Origin of the sequence: Pseudoalteromonas sp. SWYJZ98 (genome assembly GCF_015864495.1) — a bacterium.
In the GTDB taxonomy this organism is placed as follows: Bacteria; Pseudomonadota; Gammaproteobacteria; order Enterobacterales; family Alteromonadaceae; genus Pseudoalteromonas; species Pseudoalteromonas distincta.
The window spans coordinates 145,521-162,606 of the sequence record NZ_JADYXA010000003.1; the positions used below are offsets into that span (position 1 = coordinate 145,521).

Annotated in this window: 14 protein-coding genes; 9 read left to right on the top strand and 5 right to left on the bottom strand. The window is 40.5% G+C overall.

Features of this window, described 5'->3' with window-relative positions; genetic code table 11:
* Window positions 1-13: 13 nt before the first annotated feature.
* Window positions 14-274: a hypothetical protein gene (locus tag I6F10_RS03585; protein WP_010555288.1), complete on the top strand. Its 261-nt coding sequence runs from the start codon at window positions 14-16 to the stop codon at window positions 272-274.
* A gap of 117 nt (window positions 275-391) precedes the next feature.
* On the opposite strand, the gene ahpF is transcribed toward I6F10_RS03585, so the two are convergent.
* Window positions 392-1,966 carry an alkyl hydroperoxide reductase subunit F gene (ahpF, locus tag I6F10_RS03590; protein WP_165742573.1) on the bottom strand — a complete coding sequence of 525 codons (1,575 nt, stop codon included), beginning with the start codon at window positions 1,964-1,966 and terminating at the stop codon, window positions 392-394.
* A 154-nt stretch (window positions 1,967-2,120) separates the two neighbouring features.
* Window positions 2,121-2,690 carry an alkyl hydroperoxide reductase subunit C gene (ahpC, locus tag I6F10_RS03595; RefSeq protein WP_007581822.1) on the bottom strand — a complete coding sequence of 190 codons (570 nt, stop codon included), beginning with the start codon at window positions 2,688-2,690 and terminating at the stop codon, window positions 2,121-2,123.
* A gap of 283 nt (window positions 2,691-2,973) precedes the next feature.
* Between ahpC and I6F10_RS03600 the strand changes: the two genes are divergently transcribed.
* The 3 genes from I6F10_RS03600 (at window position 2,974) to I6F10_RS03610 (ending at window position 4,681) form a co-directional block, all read left to right on the top strand.
* Complete coding sequence (locus tag I6F10_RS03600) at window positions 2,974-3,393, top strand: DUF3429 domain-containing protein (protein ID WP_165725021.1); 420 nt, start codon at window positions 2,974-2,976, stop codon at window positions 3,391-3,393.
* Window positions 3,394-3,460: 67 nt separating this feature from the next.
* Window positions 3,461-3,862, top strand: coding sequence for a hypothetical protein (locus tag I6F10_RS03605; protein WP_002960599.1), 402 nt, complete (start codon window positions 3,461-3,463; stop codon window positions 3,860-3,862).
* 3 nt (window positions 3,863-3,865) lie between these two features.
* A complete protein-coding gene (locus tag I6F10_RS03610; protein ID WP_165742574.1) occupies window positions 3,866-4,681 on the top strand; it encodes a class I SAM-dependent methyltransferase in 816 nt (271 codons plus the stop codon).
* Window positions 4,682-4,708: 27 nt separating this feature from the next.
* Here the strand turns inward: I6F10_RS03610 and I6F10_RS03615 are convergent, their stop codons facing one another.
* Window positions 4,709-6,310 carry a GMC family oxidoreductase gene (locus I6F10_RS03615; RefSeq protein ID WP_165742575.1) on the bottom strand — a complete coding sequence of 534 codons (1,602 nt, stop codon included), beginning with the start codon at window positions 6,308-6,310 and terminating at the stop codon, window positions 4,709-4,711.
* Window positions 6,311-6,507: 197 nt separating this feature from the next.
* Here I6F10_RS03615 and I6F10_RS03620 point away from each other — a divergent pair, with 197 nt between their 5' ends.
* From I6F10_RS03620 to I6F10_RS03630, 3 genes are all read left to right on the top strand, one after another.
* Window positions 6,508-7,494 carry a Gfo/Idh/MocA family protein gene (locus I6F10_RS03620; protein WP_165742576.1) on the top strand — a complete coding sequence of 329 codons (987 nt, stop codon included), beginning with the start codon at window positions 6,508-6,510 and terminating at the stop codon, window positions 7,492-7,494.
* A gap of 427 nt (window positions 7,495-7,921) precedes the next feature.
* Window positions 7,922-8,665 (top strand): FadR/GntR family transcriptional regulator, encoded by a 744-nt coding sequence (locus I6F10_RS03625; protein ID WP_002960591.1) that lies wholly within the window; start codon window positions 7,922-7,924, stop codon window positions 8,663-8,665.
* A 235-nt stretch (window positions 8,666-8,900) separates the two neighbouring features.
* Window positions 8,901-9,764, top strand: coding sequence for an EamA family transporter (locus tag I6F10_RS03630; protein WP_165742577.1), 864 nt, complete (start codon window positions 8,901-8,903; stop codon window positions 9,762-9,764).
* An 81-nt stretch (window positions 9,765-9,845) separates the two neighbouring features.
* Here I6F10_RS03630 and I6F10_RS03635 read toward each other — a convergent pair whose 3' ends face one another.
* Window positions 9,846-11,042 (bottom strand): MFS transporter, encoded by a 1,197-nt coding sequence (locus I6F10_RS03635; protein WP_165742578.1) that lies wholly within the window; start codon window positions 11,040-11,042, stop codon window positions 9,846-9,848.
* A 73-nt stretch (window positions 11,043-11,115) separates the two neighbouring features.
* A complete protein-coding gene (locus I6F10_RS03640; protein WP_165723381.1) occupies window positions 11,116-12,210 on the bottom strand; it encodes an NADH:flavin oxidoreductase/NADH oxidase in 1,095 nt (364 codons plus the stop codon).
* A gap of 467 nt (window positions 12,211-12,677) precedes the next feature.
* Here I6F10_RS03640 and I6F10_RS03645 point away from each other — a divergent pair, with 467 nt between their 5' ends.
* Together I6F10_RS03645 and I6F10_RS03650 are read left to right on the top strand one after the other, a co-directional pair.
* Window positions 12,678-15,095 carry a TonB-dependent receptor gene (locus I6F10_RS03645; protein WP_165742579.1) on the top strand — a complete coding sequence of 806 codons (2,418 nt, stop codon included), beginning with the start codon at window positions 12,678-12,680 and terminating at the stop codon, window positions 15,093-15,095.
* Window positions 15,096-15,198: 103 nt separating this feature from the next.
* Complete coding sequence (locus I6F10_RS03650) at window positions 15,199-16,782, top strand: tetratricopeptide repeat-containing sulfotransferase family protein (protein WP_165742580.1); 1,584 nt, start codon at window positions 15,199-15,201, stop codon at window positions 16,780-16,782.
* The last annotated feature ends 304 nt before the right edge of the window (window positions 16,783-17,086 follow it).

Here is a 17,086-nt window from a genome sequence, read left to right on the forward strand (position 1 = left end):
TATAGGATATAAAATGAAAAACATAATTAGAACTATATTACTAACAGTACTTATTGTTGCAGTATTTAAAGGCGTTTCCACTGGGCAATGGAGCTCATCAATAACAATAGTTATCGTATCAGGCGTATTGCTGTTAGTTACATTTATCAGTGCTAAGTCATCACGTGGATCATCCGCTTATACTGGCAGTGACTCATCAGTTTCCTCTAGCAGTAACTCATCGCATTCTCATACAAATTGTAGCGGCGGCGATTCTGGTGGTGGGTGCGATTAAATCGTGTGCTAATTCTTAAGCATTAAAAAAGCCGCCTTTGGAGAAGGGCGGCTTGGGTTAACAAACAGCTATGGGTGTAGCCTTGCTGTTATATCAAGAGAGTTTTTACTAATTACATTAAGCAGCGCTTTGATCAGCTTCTTCAGAGTGACGAATTAAATAATCAAATGCACCTAAACTTGCTGTTGCACCGCTGCCCATTGCAATAATAATTTGTTTAAACGGAGTATTGGTTGCATCCCCCGCGCCGTAAATTCCTGGTAGTGAAGTTGCGCCTTTAGCATCAATCAGTATTTCACCAAATTTGCTTAATTCAAGGTCGCTGTCTTTTAACCATTCGGTATTTGGTATTAAGCCTATTTGTACAAATATACCGGCAAGTTCAAGCTCTTTGCTCTCTCCCGACACTCTATCTGTGTACATTAAGCCAGTTACTTTTTTACCATCACCAAGTACTTCGGTAGTTTGTGCACTTTTGATAATAGTAATATTAGCCATGCTTTTAGCTTTACGAATAAGCACTTCATCAGCACGTAGTGTGTCTGCAAATTCAAGTACCGTAACACTTTGCACAATATTAGCTAAATCGATTGCTGCTTCTATACCTGAATTACCACCGCCAATTACGACAACAGGTTTACCTTTAAATAAAGGGCCATCACAATGTGGGCAATATGCCACACCATGGCCGCGATATTCTTGCTCCCCTGGTACGTTCATTTCGCGCCAACGTGCACCAGTGGCAAGTACGAGCGACTTAGCTTTAAGCACTGCGCCATTTTCTAGTGTAATTTCGTAGCCATTGTTATAACCAAGTGCCGCTGCACGCTGATTATGCATTACATCTACATCGTATTCTTTAACGTGCTCTTCAAGCTGAGCAACCAATTTAGGACCTTCAGTCGCTTTAATCGAAATAAAGTTTTCTATTGCTAGTGTATCGGCAACTTGTCCACCAAATCTATCAGCCACAATGCCTGTATTTAACCCTTTTCGTGCTGAGTAAATTGCAGCCGACGCGCCCGCTGGGCCGCCACCAACTACCAGTACATCAAACTCGTCTTTTTCGCTTAGTGCTGCTGCTTGTTTAGCAGCCCCTTTGCTATCTACTTTATTAAGTATGTCAGTAAGGCTTAGTGCACCTTGGCTAAATGGTTCGCCATTTAAATATACAGCCGGTACAGCTAAAATATTTCGCTCTTCTACTTCATCTTGAAATAATGCACCGTCAATCATGGTGGCTTTAATATTACTGTTTGTTGCTGCCATAGTGTTAAGTGCTTGCACTACTTGCGGGCACGTTTGGCAACTTAAACTTATGTATACTTCAAAGTTCAGCTCTTGAGTAAGCGATTGTATTTGCTCAATGTCTTCGCTTTTAGCTTTACTTGCGTGTCCGCCAGTATGCAAAAGTGCTAACACTAAACTTGTGAATTCATGACCCATAGGTACGCCTGCAAACGTAATATGAGTGTTTTTAATAGGTGAATGTACAACCATTGACGGGCGACGCGCGCTTGTATCTGGGTTGTTCATTACCGTAAATTTATCGCTCAGTGAGGCTAAATCGTTCGCTAAGCTTTCTACTTCTGCTGATTTTTTGCTGTCATCCAAGGCAATAAGCAGCTCAACAGGTTGAGTAAGCGATTCAAAATGGCTTTTTAATTGATTTTTTATGTTGTTATCTAACATGGCTTAACCCTTTTAGGAAAATTTAAACAGCAAGCCTCCCATGCCAAATAATGCATGTGCTTAAACAAGTATATTGATATAGGAGGCACCAACAAACGGATGTTCGTTGATTTAAGGGCAGTTACCTGCCCTTATAGTAGGAATAAATCTATACTTAGATTTTACCAACTAGGTCTAGTGAAGGTGCAAGTGTGTCTTCACCTGGCTGCCAAGATGCAGGACAAACTTCACCGTCGTGAGTTGCAATGTATTGTGCAGCTTGTACTTTACGAACAAGTTCTTTAGCGCTTCGGCCAATCCCTAAATCGTGAGTTTCGATAATTTTAATTTCGCCTTCTGGGTTCATTACAAATGTACCGCGAAGTGCTAAGCCTTCTTCTTCAATCATTACGCCAAAGCTACGAGTAATACGTCCTGTTGGGTCGCCAATCATTGGGTAAGTAATTTTACCAATTGTGTCTGACGTATCGTGCCATGCTTTGTGAGTGAAGTGAGTGTCAGTAGATACTGAGTAAACTTCTACGCCCATTTCTTGAAGTTGTGCGTAATAATCTGCAACATCACCAAGTTCAGTAGGACATACAAATGTAAAGTCTGCTGGGTAAAAGAAGAAGATTGACCATTTACCTAGAACATCTTTTTCAGACAATTCTACAAAGTCACCGTTGTGGTAAGCGGTTGCATTGAATGGTTGTAATTTAGTATTGATTAATGAAGTGCTCATGGTATTTCCTCATCTATATTTAATGTATTTAAAAAGTAATCAACGCTCTCGTTTAAAACGACCTTCTGCGTTGGCTTGGTTAATACAATAAGGCTAATGGATAATTAAATAAAATTGATTGTTTAGATTAAAACAATCGGTTTTTTTGGATTGAACTATATAATCCCTGTTATCGTAAGCATTATTTGGATTGTAAACGCTGGCGAATTATTAAGATCGCTAATCGCAATACTGCTACAATAGCCGCGCTTCAAATAAGTCATTAAATATAAGGCACGCCGTAATGGAAAAATTTTTTAACCACATACAACTAGGTTACTTAGGCTTAATCCCGTTTTTAGGGTGTGTGGGTTGGCCACTTATGTTTGGCAGTAATAGCCTTAACTTAGAGTTTTTTACTTTTTACAGTATCGCCATTTTAGCATTTATGGCAGGTAGCTTGTGGCGCGCCGGAGAGCAAAGCTATAGCAATGCAATTAAAGCGGTATTACCTGTTATCCCAGTTCCATTTTTATCATTTTTACCTGTAGAGTGGGCACTGGCTTGGCTAGGTGCTAGTTTTTGGTTAGTACTTATATTTGAAAAAGCCACGCCGCAATGGCAAACCTATCATAAAGATTATCAAAAAATGCGTGTAGTACTTACCTCTGTTGTGTTTGTTTGTCATATCCTTACTATTGGTATGAGTATTTACCCTAAATAGCAGCTGTAAACTTAAATATTGCGTGGTAATAAGGTAATATCCGCGCACTGCTATTTGAGGACACACCATGATTGACCAACTACGCCAACAACTCGATGAACTTGGCGAAAACTACGTAGAAAAAAACGCTGCATTTAAAATCAAAGTGATCCCATTTTTTTGTGCTATTCGCATTAAAAAAGATCATAAGAGCGAAGGTCGTTTAAGCTTTTATTCAAGTCAATTACTCGAAATATTTTTAGTTGTCTTATTTTTGCTATTCGGTTTAACACTGTACGATACAGATGCAGGGTTCACTCACGGCCCTATTCATATTGCCTTTGCCATTTTAATTACCTTTAATCTTATTATTAAACAAATCGCTATTGAAGGGTTAAAAACCAGACTTGCGTTTCATCGTTTACTAGCAAAAGACTCACAAACAAATAGCGATATAAATAATACTGCTACAAACATAAACGCTAAATAAAATATGTATTTAAATCCTCAATGGCGAATACTCACCGTAGGCGATGGCGATTTATCGTTTTCGAACGCTATTTACACTCATCTATCGCCAAAAGCTTTGGTTGCATCCACTTACGATGACCAAACTACTATTGAGCAAAAATACCAGCACAATGCACTTAGCAACTTAAAAGCGCATAACGTTGAGGTACTTAATAGTTTTGATGTAACAAACCATGCATGTTGGCAAGCTCTAAGTGAAAACCAGCACAGCTTTGATGTGGTTATTTTTCAGTTTCCGCTTATACCTGCATTTGTTGGCCGTGAAGCGTTTGAAAACAACACGCGCCAAACCAGTATGAACGTATTAAACCGCGCTTTACTGCACCAATTTATTAAATACGCTAACGAATACGCGCTTGATAAAAATGGGCCAATGCTTTGTTACATCACCTCAAAGGATGTAAAACCTTATCGTGAGTGGAATATAGAGGGGAGTTTAAATAACGGTTTAACCGCAGATTATTTAGGCCAAACCCCATTTGATATTAGCCATTTTGAAGGTTATAAAATTCGTAATGTTGACCGCGACAAACACGTTAAAGACACAAGCGGCATAACTTACGTTTTCAGCCCAAAAAGTCTCGATAAACATACTAGCGAATTAAGCTCACGCCTTACAAAGCCTGCATACTTAACATCTAACCATTGCCCCCTATGCCGCGTTGGGCCTTATGTGGCAAGCGAGGACGAAGCCAAGCATCTAAACGCTAAAAAGCATCAGCAAATGCTACATCTTGAAAGCGATTGGCAACAATGGCTAAATGAGTTTTATCGCTAATTAATAGCCCTGCTATTGTTAATTCAATTATACGTTTTCGTGTTTAATTAAATCAGCCGCTTTTTCAGCAATCGCAATTACCGGCGCATTTGTGTTGCCGGTAATAATAGTAGGCATAATCGACGCATCAACTACGCGTAAGTTACTTACCCCGTGTACTCGTAAATTAGTATCTACTACTGCCATTGAGTCTTGCCCCATTTTACATGTCCCTACTGGGTGATATTCGGTATCTGCAGTTTGGCGTATAAACTCAATTAGCTGCTCATCATTATTTATATCAAGCGGGTAGAGCATTTTACCGCGTATGTTATCAAAAGCGTTGCTTTGCATAATAGCGAGTGTTTTTTTAAGACCAGCAAGCATTACAGTTAAATCATCTGGATGGCTTAAATAATTAGGGTCAATAAGCGGTGCACTACGCGGATTGTTATCAGCTAATGTAATAGTACCTCGGCTTTTGGGGCGCATAATACTGCTGTGTATACTGTAACCATGCCCAGTGTGTAATTTACGACTATGATCGTCCACCAGCCCAATTACAAATTCTAGCTGCACATCGGGCGCTGGCGAGCCTTCAAATAATTTAATAAACGCGTGCGACTCTGCAAAATTACTGGTTAATCGCCCTTCTCGTTTACTAAACCAGTTAACGCATCCTTTTAAAATGCTGGCAATGCCAAGCGGGCTTATACCAAATGTGCCTTTACTTGTTTTTGATTTATAAAGTGGCACTACCGTTAAGTGATCTTGTAAATTAGCGCCAACACCTTCAAGTACGTGCTGAACCTTAATGTTATGTGCACTTAACTGCTCTTTTGGGCCAATACCCGAAAGCATTAATATTTGCGGCGAATTAATAGAGCCAGCACTGAGTATTACCTCTTTTTTAGCACGTAAATTAATAACCTCCTTATTACGCCCTATTTGCACGCCTTGCGTTATCTTATTAGCTATATTTATTTTATTAACGTGGCTATGGGTTAATACCGTTAAATTCGGGCGGTTTAAATGCGGTGTTAAATATGCTTTTGCTGCACTACAACGCTCGCCATTGTGCTGAGTTACCTGCGATAAACGCGCGCCGCTTTGCTCTTTACCATTTATATCACCGCTTAAATTAACGCCCTGCTCAGCACAGGCATTTAAAAAATATTGGTTTACATTGCTTGGGTTACTTAGCTCTTGTATATGTAGCGGGCCTTTTATTCCGTGCAACTCATTATTTATAAACGCTTTATTGTTCTCAGCTTTAATAAAGTACGGGAGTAAACTCTCAAAATCCCATCCCGTATTGCCATTAGCAGCCCATTGGTCGTAATCGTATTTGTTACCGCGAATATAAACCATTGCATTGGTAGAGCTTGACCCACCCAATACTTTGCCGCGCGGCACAAAACCACAGCGGTTATTAAGCTCTTTTTGTGGCACCGTATTGTAATGCCAGCTATTTATGCCATAAGGCACACTCGCTGCTATGCCAGCTGGCATTTGCACAAATGCACTTTTATCGCTGCCGCCAGCTTCAATTAAACACACACTGACATTTTTATCCTCAGACAATCGCGATGCCATAACGCAGCCGCCACTGCCTGCACCAATTATGATGTAATCATACTCTGTGCTCATACAACTTGCCGTTTACTTTTTATTTACACCACAATACATAAAACCAGCTCATTAATCGCTATTTATATTGCATAAACCCTCAGCTAAAAAACGACGTTAATTAAAGCCTAAACACATTAAAAACTTAACCTTTAAAACAAACACGCCAAAATTTAAAATGATACAATTATCGCTCTTATATTTTCCAAGGAGTGAGCATGAACTTTGTTATTGTTGGCACCAATTTTATTAGCGACACATTGTTAGCCGCTGCAAATACGTTAAACGATTTTAATTTATATGGGGTGTGCTCGCGCGCAGTATCTAGCGGCGAAGCATTTTTAGCCAAACACCCACAAAATGCACAAGCAAAAATTTTCACCTCAATCGAGCAAGTTTGCCAAGATCAAAATGTCGATGCTGTCTACATAGCCGCCCCTAATAGCTTACACAAACAATATGCCGTTATGTGTCTAGAAGCGGGTAAACATGTCCTTGGCGAAAAACCATCAGCTGCCAATTCTAAAGAGCTTGCAAGCATTATAGCTACAGCAAAAAAACATCAGCGCCTTTACATGGAAGCCATGATGACCACTCACTTGCCTAACTATGAACAGCTACAACAGGCAATGGTAAAAATTGGCACACCACGTAAATATATTGGCCAGTACAGTCAATACTCATCGCGTTACGATAAGTATAAAAATGGAGAACGCCCAAACACATTTTTACCCGAGTTTGCAAATGGTGCTTTAGTTGATTTAGGGATTTACCCGCTGTATTTATTAATTGCACTTTGGGGGGCACCAAAAAGCGTGAGTGCCAGTGGCGTATTGCTCGATACTGGTGTAGATGGTGCGGGCGATGTATTACTAAACTATGCAGATAAACAAGCCGTTATTAGTTACTCCAAAATATCGCAAGGCGACAACATAACCGAAATACAAGGCGAGCTTGGGCGCATACGTATAGAAGCCGTATCGCAACTTAAAAAAGTGGAATTTATTACTAATAATGGTGATGTAGAGATTATATCCCAGCCGTTTGATGAGCACTTTATGAAATACGAAGTTGAGCATTTCATGTCATTAGTGAAGCAAAATATCCTTGAGTCACCTGTTAATACGCACATTTTAGCCAGTAACGTAATGAGCGTTCTTGATGAAGCGCGCAAACAGCTTGGGGTTGTGTACCCTAACGACTAATTAAATAAAATATGGGCGTTAACCAACGACAGCTAACGCCCAGAAGAAAGCTTAAATAGCTCTCGTACAACGACACATTTTACAAAACACTTTAAAATAGCGATCCCCATCCATGGGCAATCAAATACTTCTACAACAAACTTAACACTGACAACCCAACTCGGTTTATTACCAATATTTATTACTCAATAACCTTAAATCTAACCTAACACATAAAAACATTACCAATCAAGCTGGCCAATTACATTATTTTAAACTAAATTGGTGATACAAGAATGCAACCGTTGGTGTAAAGTGGTTTTTAACCCTAACATCGCGTTAGAATTTTGACATAATAGTGAATTTTAAGGTAACCTCTGACATTAACAGTTGGTTTTGACTTATAGGCCCCAGAGGCCACTATTCCTTAAGGTAATGAAGGTAAAGTATGGGTAATCGTCGCTTATTTTGGCGCATAGTTGATAAAATTGAGTCTTTAATAAATCAAGGCGAATTTTCTGCTGGGAGTCGTTTACCACCTGAACGTGAACTTGCAGAAATGTTTGATGTAAGTCGCCCTACCATTAGAGAAGCTATTATCGCATTAGAAGTACGTGGCCGAGTTGAAGTTAAAACCGGCTCTGGTGTTTACGTAGTAGAACAAAAAAATGCATCTATAAAATCAAAAGAGATCAGTGCATTTGAACTTACTCAAGCTCGCGCATTAATTGAAGGCGAAATTGCCGCTTTAGCTGCTCAAAGCATTACAGAAGAAGAACTAGAGCAACTAAATAAAACATTAATTGCTATGGAAAAAGGCCTGTATGTTGAGCAAGCCGACCGTGAGTTTCACGAAATTATAGCTAGAGCAACGCGTAATAAAGCACTTGAATTTGCAGTGTCTAACTTGTGGGATTTACGTTTAACAAACCCACAAATTGTTGCTGACTATGGCAGTGTGTGTAAAAACAATAACGAATGCGTTATGGACGAACACACCGCTATTTATACAGCCCTAAAGTCGCATGATGCAAATGCAGCGCGCAGTGCAATGCACAAACATTTTAACCGCTTAATTAATGCTTTATTTGACGCTGTAGAATCGCGTGCACTTGAAGAAATTAAACGCAAAAATGATGAAAAACGAGGCCTCTACTCGCTTGATGGCTTAGTTAATAAAAGTGCCCACTAAGGCCTTTTAACCAACTGATTAAAGTTAGCAAACGCCTGTTTGCTAACTTTACCTCTTACTTTATTTACCTGCCCTATTTAATATACTTTTAATTGCGCTATTTTTGGTCGCAAACACTTACCTATAAATTTAAAAAAAGATACTATGCCGCCATTAATATCGGGCGGGTTTAGCTTTTATACTCCCTGCATTACAATTTAACTAATTGATAGAGTTACTCAACTCAAGGATAAAAATGCAATCATCTTCAAAAAGCTTTTTACTAGCAGTGTTGTGCGTACTAATGGCTATGGTCACCATACAGTCTGGCGCCTCAATTGCTAAACAACTTTTCCCAATTGTTGGCCCTGAGGGTACGACGGCACTTAGGCTTGGTTTTTCTGCTCTAATACTTTGTTTAGTGTTTAAACCGTGGAAACACTTACCCACACGAGGCAATCGTATTCCTATAGTTGTGTATGGTTTAAGTTTAGGCGGTATGAACATTTTGTTTTATTACGCCATTGAACGTATTCCACTTGGCATAGGTGTAGCGCTTGAATTTACAGGCCCGCTTGCTGTTGCCTTATTTTCATCGCGCCGTAAACGTGATTTATTTTGGGTTGCCTGTGCTATTGCCGGTATTTTGCTTCTGCTTCCAGATATGAGCGGCCAAGACAGCCTTGATCCATTGGGTGTAGCGCTTGCGCTTGGTGCTGGTGCATGTTGGGCAGGTTATATATTATTTGGTAAAAAAACGGGCACACAAAGCTCTGGTGGAGCAACTGTCGCATTGGGTATGACCGTTGCCGCTATAGTGCTAGTACCATACGGCGGCATTATGCAAAGCGCCGCGTTTACGTGGGAAATTATCCCACTGGGTATTGGTATTGCTATTTTATCAAGCGCACTGCCTTACACACTTGAAATGGTTGCACTGCGTAACATGCCTTCACAAGGGTTTAGCGTAATGATGAGTTTAGAGCCTGCAATAGCTTCGCTCGCAGGGTTTATTATACTGGGTGAATTGCTTACTTTATGGCAGTGGCTCGCTATTTTACTTGTAATTATTGCATCTGTTGGTAGCTCGTTTTCAAACGCAAAAAAACAGACTACTTAGTTAACTACCAAATAACCTAAATAATCTAAATAAAGTCACCACGCAACATGGTGACTTTATTCTGTTGTATCCAGTAATTTTTTAACTCACAGCCTTACTTTGCTTTTTAGTTGTAACCAAATAGCCAATCAACGAAATAAGCGGCATGCCCGTCGCGACCAGAGCAATACCTGTCCACCCGCACGCTTCATATAATGGGCTGGCAATAAGCGAGCCTACTGCGCCACCTACAAATATACTCGTCATGTAAATAGCGTTTAAACGCGCACGGCTTTGCGGCTCTAGTGCATACACTGCACGTTGACCCAATACCATATTGGCCTGCACAGCAAAATCAATAAACACACCGGTTAATGCCAATACTATAATGCCGTAAGGTAGCTCAAATAAGCTTGGTAAAAAGCACACTGCTGCAATTACTTTGGCCAGTAACGATACCTGATGTGTATAGCCTTTATCTGCCAAGCGACCAACAATGGGGGCAGCTACAGCACCTGCCGCACCCACTAATGCAAACAATGCTATTTCTGATTGCGATAAACCATACTCACGGGCAAGCACAACCGGTACGCTCGTCCAAAATAAACTGAACGATGCAAACATTAATGCTTGAAAAAGTGAACGTTGGCGCAGCATTGGTTGGCTAATCATTAACTGTTTAAGCGATTTTAATAACTTAAAATACGTTGTTTTATGGGTAGGTTGCCTGCTTGGAATAGCAAAATAAATTACGCCTGCAATAAACACCATACACCCTGCTGCAAAGTAAAATACAGCACGCCAACCAAAGTGATCGGCTATTAAGCTCGATATTGGCCTTGCAAGCAAAATACCTAACAGCAAACCTGCCATAATATTACCAAGCACCTGTCCGCGTTTTTCATCCGACGATAAATGCGCAGCAAGCGGAATAAGAACCTGAACAGACACCGAGCTTATACCTATCATCAAACATAAAATAAGCATTACATTAGGTGAATCAGCCAATGCCGTACCCACTAAACTTAAAAACGACACAGCGAGCGTTATAAGCATTAAGCGTTTGTTTTCTATTAAGTCAGCTAAAGGCACTAAAAAAAACAAACCTAAGGCATAACCTATTTGTGTAAGCGATACGATAAGGCTGGCACTATGCGAGCTTAACCCCACCTCTGGTGCTAGTAACTCAATGATAGGTTGAGCGTAGTAAATATTGGCAACAATAAGGCCGCAGCACAAAGCAATAATAGTGACGAGTGTATTGCTAAGTGGTTGTGGTGAAACGCCTGTTTGGGTCATGTGTATCCTACTTTACAAAAATAATAAAACCCAACCAGCAAACGCTGATTGGGTTTTTACAAAAAACTAAACTTTACTTAATTGGGGATGGCTGCCCATGTGGGCTTGAGCGTAAATACTGTTTAGGTGCAGTCACTGTAGCACCAAGCTCTGCAGCAACATGCCACGGCCAATGCGGGTTATATAAAATACCACGCGCAAGTGCTACGCCATCGGCTTGCTGCTCACTAATAATATCTTCGGCTTGTTGCGCCTCAGTGATTAAACCAACGGCTATTACAGGCATTTTAACAACGTTTTTTATCGCTGTTGCAAATGGCACCTGAAAATTAGGTTTTACTGGTATTTGTTGCTCAGGACTTAAACCCGCCGTACTTACATGAATAAAATCACAGCCGAGTTCATCAAGCGCTTTACTAAGCACTATCGATTGCTCTAAATCCCAGCCGCCTTCAACCCAATCGGTTGCCGAGATACGCACACCCACTGCTTTTTCACTTGGGAATACCGCGCGTACTGCTTTAAATACCTCAAGCAATAAGCGCATTCTGTTTTCTAGGCTACCACCGTAGTTGTCATCGCGCTTGTTTGAAAGTGGCGACAAAAACTGGTGTAACAGGTAACCGTGCGCACCATGTAGCTCGATTAAATCAAGGCCGAGTTCATCAGCGCGTTTAGCTGCACTGACAAAGTCTTTAATTAGTGAGTCAATATCGGATTGGCTCATTGCTTTTGGTACTGGGCTGTTAGCGTCATACGCAATTGCCGAAGGGGCGAGCGTTTGCCAGCCATTAACATCATCAGGTGCAATGGCATCGCCACCGTCCCATGGTTTTTCAGTTGATGCTTTGCGCCCAGCATGCGCTAACTGAATACCAATAGGCATAGGGCTGTATTGCCTTACTGCTTTTAGGCTTTTGTCTAGGGCTTGCTGGGTTTCGTTATTCCAAAGCCCTAAATCGCCATAGCTAATACGCCCTTCTGGGTTTACTGCTGTTGCTTCTAAAATAAGTAATCCTGCACCACTTAAACTCAATTGGCCCAAATGAATAGTATGCCAATCGCTAGCAGCGCCATTGTTTGCTGAATACTGGCACATGGGTGCAATAATAATACGGTTATCTAACGTTACTTGCCCAAGTGATAAAGGCGAAAATAGTTGGCTCATTGTTAATCCTTAAAAACACGCACAAAAAAGTGCTGACAAAACAAAAAAAAGAATACGAAGCGGCAATCAAACACGCTCACTCAATAACTTACACAGTTACTTATAATTCCGACTTAACACTCTTAATGGGGATAAAAATATACTTTAATAGTGCTGATAAAAGCATAATTAATAACATTATAAACTATCAATTTTAATGTAATAATTTGTTTAACGAGCACATCATAAAGCCATTTTTAAAAAATGAATGACTATTTACCTTTAAACAAGAGTGCGATTTTTAACCTAGCTGTACCTAATAGGACTAAGCTATTGCTTATATTGCCTATTAACTAAATACCCCCCCCCCACAAACAAAATATATTTATTCTATAAAAGTGAATTAAAATTCCAAGCTACTTCACTCCCTGATAAACTGCTTAACTTAATTTACTAATGTAAAACATTTGAACCGGGGATCACTTTTTATGTTTAAACCAAGCTTGTTAACCTTGGCTATTTCGAGCGCTGTTTCTAGCGTATTTTTATTGCCTAATGCCGCACTTGCTCAAGAAGAAGTTGCAGCTAAAAACAAATCACTCGAAGTAATCGAAGTTACAGCAACAAGGCGCAGCGGCTCTGTGCAAAATGCACCGCTAAATATTACAGCCCTTGATGCAGATATTATGAAAGATCAAAATATCAATGAGCTTGCCGATGTAGCGCGCTGGGTACCTGGTTTAACAATTACCGATCAAGGTGGTCGCTCAGGCTCGCCTATTATTGTTCGTGGTTTAAATACCAATTCATCTGGTCCATCATCAGATGGCGGCACGGTATCTACTTACATTAACGAAATTCCGGTTTCGGTAGATATGCGCCTTGTAGATATTGAGCGTGTTGAAGTATTAATTGGGCCACAAGGCACCCTTTATGGTGCAGGCACATTAGGCGGTGCAATTCGCTACATGCTTAAACAGCCTGAGCTTGATTTTACATCGCTTGAAGTTTACGGCGACCTGTTTCAAACAAAAGAAAGTGACTCTCTAGGTGGCGAAGGCGGTTTTATATTTAACCTTCCTATTATCGAAGATAAATTAGCGGTACGCGCCAGCTTAAATGTATATGAAGATCCGGGTTTTATCGATTACGGCTATGTAGTACGTGAACCTGGCGTATCGTTGCCAGATCCAGATTGGAGCGATAGCTCAGCAGTTAATAACAACCTTAAAAATGTAAAAGACGCCAACGGCGAAACCACCACAACAGGTCGTATTTCCGTACGCTTTAAACCAAATGAATCGTTTGAAGGTACGCTTAACTACTTTTACCAAAACCAAGACAGCGAAGGCCGCTCGATTGTTCATTACAACAGCCTTAATGCAAATAACGGTTTAAGCGATGTAATAGGTAAATACGAATCGGCTTATCGCTTTGAAGAACCTCGCGAGAAAAAAGATCAATTACTAAGCCTCGAACTAAAAGCCGACCTAGGTTTTGCAGAGCTAGTATCGGCAACCGGTATTTCAAGCTTTGATGCCGACGGTCAACGCGATCAAACAGACTTACTAATTCGTCTTGATTACGGTTATGAAGAGTTTCCTTCGTTTTCAACGTTTACCCGTGAAATTGACGAAGAAGATACCTTTACTCAAGAAATTCGCTTAGTGTCGCAAGGCGACAGCGACTTTAACTGGATTGTGGGTGGCTTTTACAACAAAACAGAAACCGAAGCATCAAGCCGAGAGTTTACCCCTGGGTTTGACCAATTCGCTATCGATAACTTTGGTGGCGAGCAGCTAAGACCTGACTCATTAGAATACTTAGAGCTTACAAAAAGTACCGTCACTGAGTCTGCACTATTTGGTGAAGTTGGCTACCAAGTTACCGACAAATTAGATGTGACCATTGGTGCCCGTTTTTACAAATACGATATAGAGTCGCAAGCGGCTTTTGACTTCCCGCTAGCAAATACATTATATGGTGGAGTAGATCCTGATGTAACCACCGTTGCATACGAAAAAGACGAAGCAGGCGATAACGGTAACTTATTTAAATTTAATGCTAAATACCAGTTCACTGACTCAGTAATGGGCTATGTAACAGTAAGTGAAGGCTTTAGAATTGGTGGTTCAAACGGTTTAGTGTCTTGCCCTGATCCAATTGTTGAGGATCAACAAACAGGTTGTGGTAAACCTGACGAATTATTATATGAAGCCGACACCACAACAAACTACGAGCTAGGCTTTAAAAGTACATGGTTTAGAAGCCAGCTACACTTTAACGCCGCGTTATTTAACGTAGATTGGGATGATGCACAAATTACAGGCGCTACAGATATAGGTCAATTAACGTACCTTTCAAACGCAGGCAGCGCTAATGCAAGAGGGGTAGAAATTTCAACCCGTGCTATTTTATCTGACTCGTTTTCAGTTTACGCAACCTATGCTTACACAAAAGCAGAGCTAACATCAGACGCACCATTTTTGTTTAATGCCGATGGTACCGATGGCGCAGAAGACGGCGACCGTTTACCAGGCTCACCTGAAAATCAATTTTCTATGGGTGTAAACTATCAAACAGACGTGTTTAACGACAAAACGCTTGATATTAACTACGGTTTAACCGCGCAAAGCGACGTGCTTTCAAGAGTAGGGCTTCGTGATAACGGCGAAACACTACCAGGTTACAGCTTAAGTAATATATCAGCTAAATTAACAGCCGATGCATGGTCAACTACGCTATATGTTGATAACCTATTCAACAAATACGCGGTTACATCCGTTCGTCGTTCAGATGAAGACATAACATCAGCTAATGGCGCCGACATACAACGTAACTACGGCCATTACATTAATCGCCCGCTTACGGTAGGTGTTAAATTTAACTACAAATTTGAAATATAATTTAAGCGACTTTTAAACAGTCTCACTTTTTAAATACTGTTTTAAGGCTCAAATTTATTTGAGCCTTTTTATTTTCTTTTACAAAATAATAATTACCAAAACCATGCAGCCAAATTTAAAGCAACTTCATCAAAGCGCAATACACTCCCTAAACCAAGGTAAAATAGAGCAAGCACACAAAGCCCTAGTGGAGTTAGTGACACTCAAACCAGACTTTGCTGATGGGTATTTTTTGTTAGCTATGGTTAATTTAACTGTTGGGCAAATACACAAAGCAATAAAGCTCATCGAAAAAGCCCTTACCCTTGGCCAAAGTATTGAATACACCGCGCAACTTGCTAAATGTTACGCACTTACTGGCGAATTACAAAAAGCAAAAAATACCGCACTATCGGTGCCATTAAAGCAAATAACTAAAGCCCTTGATGCCGACACACTTGGCGTTGCACTTACTCAAGCAGGTATTCACGAGCAAGCACTTAACTACTTTGAGCGCGCTATTACACTGGCTACAGCGGCTAACAAAGCTCAACCACCGTTTTATTATAACTACGGTGTAAGCGCTAAGTTTTTAGGGCTATTTGATAAAGCCCAACTCGCTTTTGAAAATGCCATAGCGCTTAACCCGCTGCACCACCAAAGTCATTTTGCATTAAGTGATTTAACTAAAGTAAGTACACAAAACAATCATATTGAGCGCTTAAAAAATGTATTTGAGCAAGTAACACACCCCGATGCAAAACTGCATATTGGCCATGCACTCGCAAAAGAGTATCAAGATATTGGTGAATATTCAGAGGCTTTTAACGCGTTAGAGCAAGGTAAAATAGTAAAACGTGCTGTGCAGCCGTTTGATCATAAAAGCTCAACTGAGTTATTTGAACACATTAAACACTTAAGTGAGCAGCACACACAAGCGCTGACACAAGGTAACCCAACGGCCGAACCTATTTTTGTATTAGGCATGCCCCGCTCTGGCACCACATTGGTTGAGCGTATTTTATCGAGCCACAGCGACGTGCAATCAGCCGGTGAATTACAAGACTTTGGCCTAAGTGTTAAAAAGCTGAGCCAAACACAAACACCCCATGTGCTCGACACTCAAACGCTCAGTAAAGCCTACGAGCTTGATTTTAATCAGCTTGGGTCAACCTATTTAAACGCAACACGCGTAATAACAGGCAGCCATAAACACTTTATTGATAAGCTCCCGTTTAACTTTTTTTATATCGATTTAATAACCAAAGCACTGCCAAACGCCAAAATAATTTGTATGCTGCGCGATCCAATGGACACCTGTATTGGCAACTATCGCCAATTATTTACCATTAATAACCCCTACTACGCGTACTCGCTCGACTTACTCGACACAGCAAAATTTTACAGCCGTTTTTACAAACTAATGCAGCACTTTAGTACCCTGCACAGCAATATAAAATTAGTAAAATACGAAGAATTAGTCGCACAGCCCGAGCAACAAATTAAAGAGTTAGTCAGCTTTTGTAACTTAGAATGGCAAGCACAATGTATAGACTTTCACTTAAACACCGCTCCGGTATCTACGGCCAGTAAAGTGCAAGTACGCCAACCATTAAATAGCAAAGCAATTGGCCGTTGGAAGGCATTTAAGCCCCATACTGATAAAGCAGTGGAGTACTTTTTAAAGCAAGGTATTAGTATTGAATAAACGTTTTATTTTACCGGTGGGAAAATCCAAATAGGCGGCTTTGTGCCAATGTAGGTCGGATAAGCGAAGCGCCATCCGACACAGTAAAATACCTTGCCAATTATTATCAACATTTTATGTTGTGGAGTGGCGGAGAATGCCAACAGCAGATATTACCTTTCAAAGCCTTTGAGTGGGACTGCTAAGCCACCATTGCAGTCATTGAGGTTTAAGTTAAAGAGCCAATAAAACTAACACTTCACTTTGTCATCCATTGCTCTACTATGTATAACCAAAATCAGGATGAAATAAGGCCATACATTTC

Excerpts from the sequence above, each read along its gene's own strand:
- I6F10_RS03585 (WP_010555288.1), top strand. The coding sequence starts at position 14 with ATGAAAAACATAATTAGAACTATATTACTAACAGTACTTATTGTTGCA.
- ahpF (WP_165742573.1), bottom strand. The coding sequence starts at position 1,966 with ATGTTAGATAACAACATAAAAAATCAATTAAAAAGCCATTTTGAATCG.
- ahpC (WP_007581822.1), bottom strand. The coding sequence starts at position 2,690 with ATGAGCACTTCATTAATCAATACTAAATTACAACCATTCAATGCAACC.
- I6F10_RS03600 (WP_165725021.1), top strand. The coding sequence starts at position 2,974 with ATGGAAAAATTTTTTAACCACATACAACTAGGTTACTTAGGCTTAATC.
- I6F10_RS03605 (WP_002960599.1), top strand. The coding sequence starts at position 3,461 with ATGATTGACCAACTACGCCAACAACTCGATGAACTTGGCGAAAACTAC.
- I6F10_RS03610 (WP_165742574.1), top strand. The coding sequence starts at position 3,866 with ATGTATTTAAATCCTCAATGGCGAATACTCACCGTAGGCGATGGCGAT.
- I6F10_RS03615 (WP_165742575.1), bottom strand. The coding sequence starts at position 6,310 with ATGAGCACAGAGTATGATTACATCATAATTGGTGCAGGCAGTGGCGGC.
- I6F10_RS03620 (WP_165742576.1), top strand. The coding sequence starts at position 6,508 with ATGAACTTTGTTATTGTTGGCACCAATTTTATTAGCGACACATTGTTA.
- I6F10_RS03625 (WP_002960591.1), top strand. The coding sequence starts at position 7,922 with ATGGGTAATCGTCGCTTATTTTGGCGCATAGTTGATAAAATTGAGTCT.
- I6F10_RS03630 (WP_165742577.1), top strand. The coding sequence starts at position 8,901 with ATGCAATCATCTTCAAAAAGCTTTTTACTAGCAGTGTTGTGCGTACTA.
- I6F10_RS03635 (WP_165742578.1), bottom strand. The coding sequence starts at position 11,042 with ATGACCCAAACAGGCGTTTCACCACAACCACTTAGCAATACACTCGTC.
- I6F10_RS03640 (WP_165723381.1), bottom strand. The coding sequence starts at position 12,210 with ATGAGCCAACTATTTTCGCCTTTATCACTTGGGCAAGTAACGTTAGAT.
- I6F10_RS03645 (WP_165742579.1), top strand. The coding sequence starts at position 12,678 with ATGTTTAAACCAAGCTTGTTAACCTTGGCTATTTCGAGCGCTGTTTCT.
- I6F10_RS03650 (WP_165742580.1), top strand. The coding sequence starts at position 15,199 with ATGCAGCCAAATTTAAAGCAACTTCATCAAAGCGCAATACACTCCCTA.